Origin of the sequence: Enterobacter sp. T2 (assembly GCF_010692925.1) — a bacterium.
Lineage (GTDB): Bacteria > Pseudomonadota > Gammaproteobacteria > Enterobacterales > Enterobacteriaceae > Enterobacter > Enterobacter kobei.
Window position 1 is genome coordinate 3260727 of the sequence record NZ_CP048736.1, and the last position, 12785, is coordinate 3273511.

10 protein-coding genes are annotated in these 12785 nt (G+C 55.4%); 7 read left to right on the plus strand and 3 right to left on the minus strand.

Annotation, left to right across the window (positions count from 1 at the left end; genetic code table 11):
- Nucleotides 1-372: 372 nt before the first annotated feature.
- From mepS to yejF, 6 genes are all read left to right on the plus strand, one after another.
- Nucleotides 373-942 (plus strand): bifunctional murein DD-endopeptidase/murein LD-carboxypeptidase, encoded by a 570-nt coding sequence (gene mepS / locus G0034_RS15760; RefSeq protein ID WP_014884584.1) that lies wholly within the window; start codon nucleotides 373-375, stop codon nucleotides 940-942.
- A gap of 127 nt (nucleotides 943-1069) precedes the next feature.
- Complete coding sequence (gene pdeN, locus G0034_RS15765; protein WP_014884585.1) at nucleotides 1070-2626, plus strand: cyclic di-3',5'-guanosine monophosphate phosphodiesterase PdeN; 1557 nt, start codon at nucleotides 1070-1072, stop codon at nucleotides 2624-2626.
- A 74-nt stretch (nucleotides 2627-2700) separates the two neighbouring features.
- On the plus strand, nucleotides 2701-4506 hold the full coding sequence (locus G0034_RS15770; protein WP_045281824.1) for an extracellular solute-binding protein: 1806 nt from the start codon (nucleotides 2701-2703) through the stop codon (nucleotides 4504-4506).
- Nucleotides 4507-4515: 9 nt separating this feature from the next.
- Nucleotides 4516-5610, plus strand: coding sequence for a microcin C ABC transporter permease YejB (locus G0034_RS15775; protein WP_032636009.1), 1095 nt, complete (start codon nucleotides 4516-4518; stop codon nucleotides 5608-5610).
- The gene (locus G0034_RS15780) at nucleotides 5610-6635 is read left to right on the plus strand and encodes an ABC transporter permease (protein WP_014884588.1); all 1026 of its coding nucleotides are present in this window, start codon (nucleotides 5610-5612) and stop codon (nucleotides 6633-6635) included. Before G0034_RS15775 ends, G0034_RS15780 begins: the two co-directional genes overlap by 1 nt.
- 1 nt (nucleotide 6636) lies before the next feature.
- The gene (gene yejF, locus G0034_RS15785) at nucleotides 6637-8226 is read left to right on the plus strand and encodes a microcin C ABC transporter ATP-binding protein YejF (protein WP_047344819.1); all 1590 of its coding nucleotides are present in this window, start codon (nucleotides 6637-6639) and stop codon (nucleotides 8224-8226) included.
- Nucleotides 8227-8229: 3 nt separating this feature from the next.
- Here the strand turns inward: yejF and G0034_RS15790 are convergent, their stop codons facing one another.
- From G0034_RS15790 to rsuA, 3 genes are all read right to left on the minus strand, one after another.
- Nucleotides 8230-8574 (minus strand): YejG family protein, encoded by a 345-nt coding sequence (locus tag G0034_RS15790; RefSeq protein WP_014884590.1) that lies wholly within the window; start codon nucleotides 8572-8574, stop codon nucleotides 8230-8232.
- 279 nt (nucleotides 8575-8853) lie between these two features.
- Nucleotides 8854-10050: a Bcr/CflA family multidrug efflux MFS transporter gene (locus G0034_RS15795; protein WP_179121079.1), complete on the minus strand. Its 1197-nt coding sequence runs from the start codon at nucleotides 10048-10050 to the stop codon at nucleotides 8854-8856.
- Between the two features lie 15 nt (nucleotides 10051-10065).
- Entirely contained in the window at nucleotides 10066-10773 is a 708-nt protein-coding gene (gene rsuA, locus G0034_RS15800; protein WP_014884592.1) for a 16S rRNA pseudouridine(516) synthase RsuA, read from the minus strand.
- 151 nt (nucleotides 10774-10924) lie between these two features.
- On the opposite strand from rsuA, the gene radD reads away from it, so the two are divergent.
- Nucleotides 10925-12685: a DNA repair helicase RadD gene (gene radD, locus G0034_RS15805; RefSeq protein ID WP_045281821.1), complete on the plus strand. Its 1761-nt coding sequence runs from the start codon at nucleotides 10925-10927 to the stop codon at nucleotides 12683-12685.
- The last annotated feature ends 100 nt before the right edge of the window (nucleotides 12686-12785 follow it).

Consider the following 12785-nt stretch of genomic DNA (forward strand, 5'->3'; position numbering starts at 1 on the left):
TGATAGATCACGTCCCCCGATCCTTTCACGCTGTCATATTCTCGTCATCGTATTCATGATAAAAATGAAGCAATTGCGCGATAACGCTGCGGATCTGACGCTATTTTGAGCAATTGCCCATTTTTACTTTCTGTATCACAATTTCTTATAAAAAAAACGGTTTTTTTACTCGCAATACCCCAGGCAATCGGTTAATCTCGAACTCGTTTTGCCCCATAGGGATAATTATTTCGATGGTTAATAATTTTGTGCGCTGTGCCACAAATGTCATCAGAAACAATTGTCTCATTGTGTACAGATAATTAGTCTCGTCACGTTTGGCATTTTTATAACGATATTTGTCGTTAAGGACTTCAAGGGAAAATAAACAAAATGGTCAAATCTCAACCGTTTCTGAGATATATCTTACGGGGGATCCCGGCGATAGCAGTCGCGGTACTGTTATCTGCATGTAGTACATCGAACACCGCAAAGAATATGCATCCTGAGACGCGTGTTGTGGGAACGGAAGATTCCTCTTCACTGCAAGCTTCTCAGGATGAATTTGAAAATATGGTACGTAATCTGGACGTGAAGTCCCGTATTATGGACCAGTATGCTGACTGGAAAGGCGTGCGTTATCGTCTTGGCGGCAATACTAAAAAAGGTATTGACTGTTCCAGTTTTGTACAACGTACGTTCCGTGAGCAATTTGGATTAGATCTTCCGCGTTCGACCTACGAACAGCAGGAGATGGGCAAGTCAATTTCCCGCACCAAGCTGCGCACCGGTGACTTAGTTCTGTTCCGTGCTGGTTCAACAGGTCGACACGTTGGCATCTACATTGGTAATGACCAGTTTGTACATGCCTCCACCAGCAGCGGCGTCACCATCTCCAGCATGAACGAACCGTACTGGAAGAAGCGCTACAACGAAGCGCGCCGCGTACTGACACGCAGTTAATATCATGATTGTATCGCTGGTTATCCCTTGGCTGGCGATATAATAAAAAAAAGCACTGCTTAGGCGGTGCTTTTTTTTGCCCGTTACACTGAATATAATCAGCGGCAATTCAGGAATCACGACGTTTATGCTCACCCGCTACTTCGCCAGTCATCGCAAGATACTGTTCTTCAGCATTATTACCGGCCTGATCGCGGCTATCCTACTGGGCTCATTGCAATTTTTCTGGAGCTACCATAAGCGGGAAATCCGATTCGATACGCTAATTAAGGATGTGAGCATCTACATGGAGAACTATTTCGAGGAGCTGAAAACCTCGATCGACGTACTCCAGCCGCTCACGCTGAATAATTGCCAGGACGTTAACGCGGAGCTTACCTCGCGCGCGGCCTTCAGCATCAACGTGCGCGCCTTTCTGCTGGTCAGAAACAAAATGGCGTTCTGCTCGTCAGCCACAGGGCCGATGAATACGCCGATGGAGGAGCTGATACCCGAACTGCACATCAACAAGCAGATTGATATCGCACTGCTGCCCGGCACGCCCATGCTGCCCAACAGACCCGCCATTGCCATCTGGTATCGTAATCCGTTAGTGAAGGACGGCGGCGTATTCACCTCGGTGAATCTCAACCTGACGCCGTACCTGCTTTATACCGCGCGCCAGGAAGAGTTTGCCGGCATCGCGATTATCATCGGCGACAATGCATTATCCACCGCCTCAAGCACCCTCGTCAGGGCGCGTGATTTACATCAAACGCCTGCGCGCACCGCGACGCTCACAGAGGTCCCTCTGACCATCAAACTGTACGCCAGGGAGTGGACGAGCGACGAGATCCTCTTCGCCCTGTTCTTCGGACTGTTATGCGGGATTGCGGCAGGGTCGCTTAACTTCTACATCCTCACCCTGCGTCTCAACCCGGGCAAAGAAATTCTGAGCGCCATCAAGCGCGGTCAGTTTTATGTGGTTTATCAGCCAGTGGTGGATACGGATGCACTTCAGATGCGGGGCGTTGAAGTGCTGATGCGCTGGAAACACCCGACCATGGGTGAGATCCCACCGGACGCCTTTATCAATTTTGCCGAAGCGCAAAAACTGATTGTCCCGCTGACGCTGCATCTGTTTGACCTCATCATTCGCGATGCGCCGGTGTTACAAACCGTGCTGCCGCCGGGCGCAAAACTGGGGATCAATATCGCGCCGGGGCATCTGCATGCGGAAAGCTTCAAAGATGATATGCGCACCTTCAAAAGCTTACTGCCGCCAGATTACTTCCAGATCGTGCTGGAGATCACCGAGCGCGACATGCTTAACCATCGGGAAGCCAGCAGCCTCTTCGAATGGCTACATAACGAAGGATTCGAAATCGCCATTGATGATTTCGGTACCGGCCACAGTGCGCTGATCTACCTTGAACATTTCACCATGGACTACCTGAAAATCGACCGTGGGTTTGTCAACGCAATTGGCACCGAAACCGTCACCTCTCCGGTGCTGGATGCTGTGCTGACGCTGGCAAGAAAGCTGAATATGTTAACCGTTGCGGAAGGGGTGGAAACGCCGGAACAGGCTGCCTGGCTGCGTGAGCATGGCGTCCACTTCCTGCAGGGGTACTGGATTAGCCGTCCTATGCCGCTGGAACAGTTCCGCACCTGGCAAAATAAGGTGTCGTCTCAGGCCGAATAATTTCACATTGCCTGTGACGTCACTTATTATTCAGCTTAACTGAGCCGGTCTGTAAAAAAGGGAGCCGCCGCGAGATGTTTATGCGCTTCATGTTGCTTTTGTTGGTATTAGCAAGCCTGTCGAGCCAGGCGCAAACCATCAAAGAAAACATCGCGTTCGCCGTGATTGGCGAGCCAAAGTACGCGGTCAATTTTACGCACTTCGATTACGTCAATCCTGCCGCCCCCAAAGGCGGAAAGGTCACGCTCTCCGCCACGGGAACATTTGACAACTTTAACCGCTTCGCCCTGCGTGGCGTCGCCGCGGCGCGAACGGAATCCCTTTACGATACGCTTTTTGTGACCTCCGATGATGAACCCGGCAGCTACTATCCGCTGATTGCTGATAATGTCCGCTATGCGGATAACTTCGCCTGGGCCGAAATTTCGCTCAACCCCCGGGCCCGTTTTCACGATGGCTCGCCGGTTAAGGCCAGCGACGTGGCCTTTACGTTTCATAAATTTATGACCGAAGGCGTACCCCAGTTCCGCATTGTGTATAAAGGCGCAACGGTGCGCGCCATTGCCCCCCTGACCGTGCGCATCGAGCTGAGCGAGCCGAATAAAGAGAATATGCTCAGCCTGTTTTCGCTGCCGGTTATGCCTGAATCGTTCTGGAAAAAGCATAAGCTCAGCGACCCGCTCTCCACGCCGCCGCTGGCCGGCGGCCCCTACCGCATCACCGACTGGCGCATGGGGCAGTACGTGGTCTATTCCCGGGTGAAAGATTACTGGGCGGCAAACCTGCCGGTAAACCGTGGGCGCTGGAATTTCGACATCCTTCGCTATGATTACTACCTTGACGATAATGTCGCATTTGAAGCGTTCAAAGCGGGCGCCTTCGATTTACGCGTGGAGAGCAGCGCGAAAAACTGGGCGACCCGTTATATCGGCAAGAATTTCGCGAAAGGCTATATCGTCAAAGACGAGCATAAAAACGAATCCGCCCAGGACACGCGCTGGCTGGCGTTTAATATTCAGCGTCCGGTATTCGCTGACCGCCGCGTTCGGGAAGCGATTTCCCTGGCATTTGATTTTGAATGGATGAACAAAGCGCTGTTTTACGGGGCTTACAGCCGTGCGAACAGCTATTTCCAGAATACGGAATATGCCGCGCGTGATTATCCGAAAGCCGACGAACTGGTTCTGCTGGCCCCGCTGAAGGCGGAAGTGCCGCCGGAGGTGTTTACCACGGTCTTTCAGCCCCCGGCCTCAAACGGTGACGGCTACGACCGCGACAACCTGCTTAAGGCCAGCAAGCTGCTGGATGAGGCGGGCTGGCACCTTAAAAATCAAAAGCGCGTGGATGCCAAAACGGGTAAGCCTCTCAGCTTTGAGCTGCTGCTCTCATCCGGGGGCAACGATCAGTGGGTACTGCCGTTTAAGCACAACCTGGAGCGACTGGGGATTACCATGAACATTCGCCAGGTCGATAACGCGCAGATCACCAACCGCATGCGCAACCGTGATTACGACATGATGCAGCGTCTGTGGCCGGCTCAGCCGTGGCCGAGCTCGGACCTGCAAATTTCCTGGGCTTCCAGCTACATCGACTCCTCATACAATGCGCCAGGCGTAAAAAGCCCGGCGATTGATGCGCTGATTGCGAAAATTGTGGCGGCGCAGGGCGATAAAGAAAAACTCCTGCCGCTCGGCCGTGCCCTCGACAGGGTCTTAACCTGGAACTACTACATGCTGCCCATGTGGTATATGGGCGAAGACCGCCTGGCTCGCTGGGATAAATTCTCCGTACCTGCCGTGCGCCCTGTCTACTCGCTGGGCTTTGACACCTGGTGGTATGACGTTAATAAAGCCGCCAGACTGCCCGCTGAGCGGCGATAAGGAATCATCATGGGTGCCTATCTGATTCGCCGTCTGCTGCTGGTCATTCCCACGCTGTGGGCCATCATCACCATTAACTTTTTTATCGTGCAAATCGCCCCCGGCGGCCCGGTGGATCAGGCGATTGCTGCTATTGAGTTTGGTAACAACGGCGGCATGCCCGGCGGCGGCGGAGAAGGCATGGGCGCGAGCCATGCGCGTACCGGCGTGGGGAATATCAGTGAAAGCCACTATCGCGGCGGGCGCGGGCTTGATCCTGAGGTGATCGCCGAGATCACCCACCGCTACGGCTTCGATAAGCCGATTCACGAGCGCTATTTCAAGATGCTCTGGGATTATATCCGCTTTGATTTTGGCGATAGCCTGTTTCGCAGTGCGTCAGTGTTAACGTTGATAAAGCAAAGCCTGCCGGTTTCGGTCACGCTGGGGCTGTGGGGAACGCTGATTATCTACCTGGTCTCTATCCCGCTCGGGATCCGTAAAGCGGTTTACAACGGCAGCCGCTTCGATATCTGGAGCAGCACCTTCATCATCATCGGCTATGCCATCCCGGCGTTCCTGTTTGCCGTCCTGCTGATCGTCTTCTTTGCCGGGGGCAGCTATTTCGACATCTTCCCGCTACGAGGTTTAGTCTCCGCCGATTTCAGCACGCTGCCGTGGTATCAGAAAATCACCGACTATCTCTGGCATATCACGCTGCCGGTTCTGGCCACGGTGATCGGTGGGTTTGCCGCTCTGACCATGCTGACCAAAAACGCGTTTCTCGATGAAATCCGCAAGCAGTATGTTGTCACGGCCCGCGCCAAAGGGGTCAGCGAGAAGCAGATTATGTGGAAACACGTCTTCCGCAACGCCATGCTGCTGGTGATTGCCGGATTTCCCGCCACGTTCATCAGTATGTTTTTTACCGGCTCACTGTTGATAGAGGTGATGTTCTCGCTCAACGGTCTGGGGCTGCTGGGCTATGAGGCCACCGTGTCGCGTGATTATCCGGTGATGTTTGGCACACTCTATATTTTCACCCTGATTGGCCTGCTGCTGAATATCGTCAGCGATATCAGCTATACGCTGGTCGATCCCCGAATTGATTTTGAGGGCCGCTGATGCCGCGTTTAAGCCCCGTCAACCAGGCCCGCTGGGCCCGTTTTCGCCACAACCGTCGCGGCTACTGGTCGCTGTGGATTTTTGCCGTCCTGTTTGTCCTGAGCATGTGTTCGGAGCTTATCGCCAACGACAAACCGCTGCTGGTGCATTTTAACGACCGCTGGTATGTGCCGGTGCTGGCTAACTACAGCGAAAGCGACTTTGGTGGCCCGTTTGCAACACCGGCGGAGTATCAGGATCCGTGGCTGCGCCAGCAGATTGAGCAGCACGGCTGGGCCCTCTGGGCGCCGGTGCGTTTTGGTGCGAACAGCATAAACTTTGCTACCACGACCCCCTTCCCTTCCCCGCCCTCGACGCAAAACTGGCTGGGGACGGACGCTAACGGTGGCGATGTGCTGGCACGCATTCTCTATGGCACACGGATTTCAATTCTCTTTGGGCTGATGCTGACACTCTTCTCCAGCGTGATGGGCGTGGTGGCGGGTGCCGTTCAGGGCTACTACGGCGGGAAAATTGACCTGTGGGGCCAGCGTATCATCGAAGTCTGGTCCGGTATGCCAACGCTATTTTTGATCATCCTGCTGTCCAGCGTGGTACAGCCGAACTTCTGGTGGCTGCTCGGCATCACCGTTCTGTTCGGCTGGATGGCGCTGGTAGGTGTCGTGCGGGCGGAGTTCCTGCGCACCCGTAATTTCGACTATATTCGCGCCGCGCAGGCGCTTGGGGTGAGCGACCGGGGGATCATCTTCCGCCATATGCTGCCTAATGCCGTCGTGGCCACGCTCACCTTCCTGCCGTTTATTCTGTGCAGCTCCATTACCACCCTCACCTCGCTGGATTTTCTGGGCTTTGGCCTGCCGTTGGGCTCACCGTCGCTCGGCGAACTGCTGCTGCAGGGCAAGAATAACCTTCAGGCACCGTGGTTAGGCATCACCGCCTTTCTTTCCGTGGCCGTGCTGCTTTCGCTGCTGATTTTTATTGGCGAAGCCGTGCGCGATGCCTTTGACCCCAATAAGGCGGTATAAGATGACCCAGCCTCTTCTCAGTATTGATAACCTGTCGATTGCTTTCTCGAAACAGGGTGAGACGCGCACCGTGGTCACCGATTTGTCGCTGCAGATCCAGCGCGGTGAAACGCTGGCCCTGGTGGGGGAATCCGGTTCAGGTAAGAGTGTTTCAGCGCTCTCTATCCTGCGGCTGCTGCCTTCACCACCGGCGAGCTATCCGCAGGGGGATATTCTTTTTCACGGCAGTTCACTGCTTCATGCCGACGAACATACCCTGCGCGGTATTCGCGGCAATAAAATTGCCATGATCTTCCAGGAGCCCATGGTCTCTCTCAACCCCCTGCATACCCTGGAGAAACAGCTCTATGAAGTCTTGTCTCTGCACCGGGGCATGCGCAAAGAGGCTGCGCGAGGGGAAATACTGGATTGTCTTGAACGGACGGGCATACGCAATGCGGCCAAACGGCTGAATGATTTTCCGCATCAGCTCTCCGGCGGTGAACGCCAGCGAGTGATGATTGCCATGGCTCTGCTCACCCGGCCCGAACTGTTAATTGCCGACGAGCCGACGACGGCGCTGGACGTGACGGTGCAGGCGCAAATATTGACGCTGCTGCGGGAGCTGCGCGACGAGCTGAACATGAGCCTGCTTTTTATCACGCACAACCTGAGTATTGTGAAAAAGCTGGCGGACAGCGTCGCGGTCATGCAAAACGGCCGATGCGTTGAACAGAATAGCGCATCCACGCTGCTGAGCGCGCCACAGCACCCTTATACGCAACGTCTGCTCAACAGCGAACCTTCCGGCGACCCGGTTCCGCTCACGGCGGACAGCACTCCGCTGCTGCGCGTTGAGGATTTGTCCGTCTCCTTCCCGATACGCAAAGGCATTCTGCGGCGTATCGTCGACCCAAACCCGGTCCTGAAAAATATCCGCTTCTCGCTGCGTCCCGGTGAATCCCTGGGGCTGGTGGGCGAATCCGGTTCGGGTAAAAGCACCACCGGTCTGGCACTGCTGCGCTTAATTGCCTCTCAGGGCGAGATCCTTTTTGACGACATGCCGCTGCACCGCTGGAACCGCCGCCAGATGCTGCCGGTGCGCCCGCGTATGCAGGTGGTGTTTCAGGATCCCAACTCCTCGCTTAACCCGCGGCTCAGCGTATTGCAGATTGTCGAAGAGGGTTTGCGCGTTCACCAGCCCGGCCTGAACGCGCAGCAGCGTGAGCAGGAGGTCATACAGGCGATGGCCGAAGTGGGCTTAGATCCCGATACCCGTCACCGTTATCCTGCGGAATTTTCCGGCGGGCAGCGCCAGCGTATCGCCATCGCCCGTGCGCTGATCCTGAAACCGGAGCTGATTATTCTGGATGAACCCACCTCCTCTTTGGACAGAACCGTCCAGGCGCAGATTCTGGCATTGCTGAAAGGACTACAGGAAAAGCATCGGCTGGCCTATATCTTCATCAGCCACGATCTGCAGGTGGTGCGGGCGCTATGCCATCAGGTGATTGTTTTGCGACAGGGTGAGGTGGTCGAACAGGGGGAATGCCAGCGCGTATTTACTGCGCCAACGCAGAGCTACACGCGCCAGCTGCTGGCAGCAGACTAGCGCTCAGAACGGGTACTGGCCGGAAAAAGGCTCAGCAATCGCAACACCAAAGTTTTTCAGACGGCAGGTGGCGGCAAATTCATCCTGGCTTTTAACAAACAGGCACGGCTCGCCTTCGCACTCCAGTACGGAGCTGTCCACTTCGATATCCGTCAGGGCCTGACTGAGACGCTCCATCACCCGCCACGCATTTTCGTCGCTTGGGCTCAACAGTTTGAGCGCCACGAGGCAATTGTCACTGCCCGCGCCGTTTTGCGGAATCGGTTCAACTTTCGAACCTGCAAAACCCGCCGACCAGCGATAGCTCTGGGGCAAGCGATGGACAATGGAGAGTTGTAATGTATTCACGTTCGTTCCCCGGAAGCAAAATTTACTTCACAATTTATTTACATTTATAGTAACACATCATCGCTAACCTGCACTATTCAGCGCTTTTTTATCGGTATAGAGGTTCGCGTCGGCGCTATATGTACCCGTTTCTGCGATCTAACTCAACCTTTTTGAATACAATGATGTGACTTTTTACATAAATAGATTTTACATAAAATAAACAAACACGGGATAAACGAACGCGGGTTTGGTTGATATGTATCAACAAAAAAGGCCCTGTCGGGCCTTATCTGCTCATCAATGAGCCGCTTTCCGTGGCCGGCTGGCATAAAGACAGAAGAGGACGGAGCTGGTTGCGCAAAACGCCATCGCCCATAGCATAGGCCAGGCCGTGGTGAAGGTCGCCATAGACAGTAATGCCCCGACGATGGCGCCAATGCCGAAGCGGAACGTCCCCGCCAGTGACGATGCAGTTCCCGCCATATGCGGGAATTCATCGAGGATCACCGCCATCGCATTTGAGGATATCATCGACACGCAGCCCACAAAGGCCGCCACGCCAATCACCAGCGCCCAGAAGCCCACGCCCAGGAATGCACTGACCACCAGCCAGACAGCCATCACAAACTGGATCCACAGCCCGGCGCGGAACATGTTCAGCGCGCCGACCCGCCGGACAAAGCGGCTGTTAATAATAGTCAGTACAAACAGGAAGACGATATTGAGCGCAAAATAATAGCCGAAGTGCTGCGGAGAAACATGGTTCAGCTCGATATAAACAAACGGCCCGGCGCTCAGGAAGGAGAACATCCCGGCGAAGCTGAACCCGCTTGCCAGCATATAGCTCAGCACGCGCTTGTGGCGAAACAGCGAGGCAAAGTTACCTATTGTGGTGCGAATGTGGAATTTCTGGCGGTGCTCGGCAGGAAGCGTTTCATCAATAAAGAAGAAAATCATTGCAGAGGCCAGCAGTGCAGCCAGCGCCAGGATCCAGAAAATCGCATGCCAGCTAAACCACACCAGAACCGCCCCACCGGCCATCGGAGCCATCAGCGGCGCAATCGTCGTCACCAGCATGACAAACGACATCATGCGGGAGAACTCTTCTTTCGGGTAGATATCACGCATCAGGGCGTTGATCACCACACTCGCTGCAGCAGCGGCCAGACCGTGCAAAAATCGCATGAAAATCAGATGATCGATGGTTTGCGCCAGCGCGCAGGCCACCGCCGCCCCGGCAAAGACCAGCGTTCCGCCCAGAATAACCGGTTTGCGCCCCAGGCTGTCGGCCATCGGGCCGTACAATAACTGGCCGAGAGCAAAGCCGAGAATATAAGTGCTGAGCGTCATCTGTGCGCTGCCTGCCGGTACGCCAAACTGCGCGGAAATGACCGGCAGCGCGGGCAGATACATATCTATAGACAGCGGCATCAACATGGCCAGCAGGCCAAGAATGAAGACAATTTTGAACGACGAGTGTGGCCTGGTGGTCACAGAAATCTCCTGAAATTAGTGCGAAGGCAGACCGACGCTGGCGATCTCTTCTTCCGTCAGCGGGCGATATTCGCCAGGCGCCAGGTCGGGATCGAGCGCGATTGCGCCAATACGTTCGCGATGCAGACCGACAACGCGGTTACCCACTGCGGCAAACATGCGTTTAACCTGATGGTAACGCCCTTCGCTGATGGTAAGACGGACTTCCGTCGGCGTGATCACGTCCAGCACCGCCGGTTTAGTCAGGTCTTTTTCATTATGCAGCTGAACGCCTTTCGCGAATTGCTCTGCCGTGTCATCCGCAACCGGCGACTCCAGCGTGACCAGATAGGTTTTCTCGCAGTGGTGACGTGGGGAAGTAATACGGTGTGACCACTGCCCGTCGTCGGTCATCAGCACCAGCCCGGTGGTGTCGATGTCGAGGCGGCCCGCGGCATGCAGCTTATGTGCCACCGGTTCGTCGAGGAAATAGAGTACCGTCGGGTGATCGGGATCGTCCGTTGAGCAGACGTAGCCTTCCGGCTTGTGGAGCATGAAGTAGCGCGGGCCGTTCTGCTGGGTCAGCGGATTGCCGTCGTATTCAACCTGATGCTCAGGTTGAAGTTTGAAAGCGCTGTCTCTCACAATGTCGCCATCCACGGTAACGCGGCTGGCGCGAATTTCGCGCCCGGCAATAGCGCGGCTTACGCCGAGTTGCTGAGCGATAAACTTATCAAGTCGCATGAAATCTTTTTAGCCTTAATGGTGCTGGAAGTCGGACCGTGCGTCCGAAAAAGAAGCAGTCAGGAACGGTTCAGTATAATGGTCTGGTTGCGCCACTCAAGGGAAAAAGTTTCGTGGCATACTATATGCGGATTAACGAAACTGAGACACCATGACTTTTACACTTCGTCCCTATCAGCAGGAAGCCGTTGACGCCACCCTCGCCTGGTTTCGCAAACACCGGGAACCGGCGGCGATTGTCCTCCCGACCGGCGCAGGCAAAAGCCTGGTCATTGCCGAGCTGGCCCGCCTGGCGCGTGGCCGCGTGCTGGTGCTGGCGCACGTCAAAGAGCTGGTCGCGCAAAACCACGCCAAGTATTGCGCGCTGGGGCTGGAGGCCGATATTTTCGCCGCCGGGCTCAAGCGTAAAGAGAGCCACGGTAAGGTTGTCTTTGGCAGCGTGCAGTCGGTCGCCCGCAACCTGGATCTGTTTCGCAGCGAATTTTCGCTGCTGATTGTCGACGAGTGTCACCGCATCAGCGATGACGACGACAGCCAGTATCAGCAAATCCTCACGCACCTGAAAGAGGTGAACCCTCACTTACGCCTGCTGGGCCTGACGGCAACCCCGTTTCGCCTGGGCAAAGGCTGGATTTACCGCTTTCATTATCACGGCATGGTGCGTGGCGATGAAAAAGCGCTGTTCAGCGACTGTATCTACGAACTTCCGCTGCGCTACATGATTAAACACGGCTACCTGACGCCCCCCGAGCGGCTGGATATGCCGGTGGTACAGTACGACTTCAGCCGGTTACAGGCGCAGAGCAACGGCTTATTCAGCGAAGCGGATCTCAACCAGGAGTTGAATAAGCAAAAGCGCATAACGCCGCATATCATCAGCCAGATTGAGGAGTTTGCCGCGACGCGCAAAGGGGTGATGATCTTTGCCGCGACAGTCGAGCACGCGCGAGAAATTACCGGACTGCTCCCCGCTGACGACGCTGCGTTAATTACCGGCGAAACGCCCGGCCCTGAGCGTGACAGACTGATTGAGGCGTTTAAAGCCCAGCAGTTCCGCTATCTGGTGAATGTTTCCGTGCTAACCACCGGTTTTGACGCCCCGCACGTCGACCTGATTGCGATTTTGCGCCCGACGGAATCCGTCAGCCTGTATCAGCAGATTGTCGGTCGTGGTCTGCGCCTGGCACCGGGCAAAACTGACTGTCTGATCCTCGATTACGCCGGTAACCCGCACGATCTTTACTCTCCCGAAGTGGGCACGCCAAAAGGCAAAAGTGACAACGTGCCGGTACAGGTGTTTTGTCCAGCCTGCGGGTTTGCCAACACCTTCTGGGGGAAAACCACCGCCGACGGCACGCTGATCGAACACTTTGGCCGCCGCTGTCAGGGCTGGTTTGAAGATGATGACGGGCATCGCGAGCAGTGCGATTTCCGTTTTCGTTTCAAAAACTGTCCACAGTGCAACGCCGAAAATGACATTGCCGCCCGCCGCTGCCGTGAGTGCGACACGGTGCTGGTCGACCCGGACGACATGCTGAAAGCGGCGCTGAAGCTGAAAGATGCGCTGGTGCTGCGCTGTTCCGGCATGGCCTTACAGCCGGGCGCGGATGAAAAAGGCGAGTGGCTAAAAATTACCTATTACGACGAGGACGGCGCTGACGTCAGCGAGCGGTTCCGGGTACAGACGCCAGCCCAGCGCACGGCATTTGAGCAACTGTTTATCCGCCCGCATACCCGCACGCCTGGCGTGCCGCTGCGCTGGATCACCGTGGCAGATATCGTGCATCAGCAGGCGCTGCTGCGCCATCCGGATTTTGTTGTCGCCCGCAAGAAAGGCCAGTTCTGGCAGGTACGTGAGAAGGTCTTTGACTATGAAGGTCGCTATCGTCGGGCAAACGAATTGCGTGGTTAGCAGGACTTTTCATTGATGTGAGCGGCGTTTGAGTATAAAATGCCGCCCGCTTCACATCCGTGGGGCAGAACACTCACCTGCTGCTGGGTCGCCTGTAGTA

Coding starts and splice junctions, on each gene's coding strand:
- G0034_RS15775 (WP_032636009.1), top strand. CDS start 4,516: ATGGGTGCCTATCTGATTCGCCGTCTGCTGCTGGTCATTCCCACGCTG.
- radD (WP_045281821.1), top strand. CDS start 10,925: ATGACTTTTACACTTCGTCCCTATCAGCAGGAAGCCGTTGACGCCACC.
- G0034_RS15770 (WP_045281824.1), top strand. CDS start 2,701: ATGTTTATGCGCTTCATGTTGCTTTTGTTGGTATTAGCAAGCCTGTCG.
- pdeN (WP_014884585.1), top strand. CDS start 1,070: ATGCTCACCCGCTACTTCGCCAGTCATCGCAAGATACTGTTCTTCAGC.
- G0034_RS15780 (WP_014884588.1), top strand. CDS start 5,610: ATGCCGCGTTTAAGCCCCGTCAACCAGGCCCGCTGGGCCCGTTTTCGC.
- yejF (WP_047344819.1), top strand. CDS start 6,637: ATGACCCAGCCTCTTCTCAGTATTGATAACCTGTCGATTGCTTTCTCG.
- rsuA (WP_014884592.1), bottom strand. CDS start 10,773: ATGCGACTTGATAAGTTTATCGCTCAGCAACTCGGCGTAAGCCGCGCT.
- mepS (WP_014884584.1), top strand. CDS start 373: ATGGTCAAATCTCAACCGTTTCTGAGATATATCTTACGGGGGATCCCG.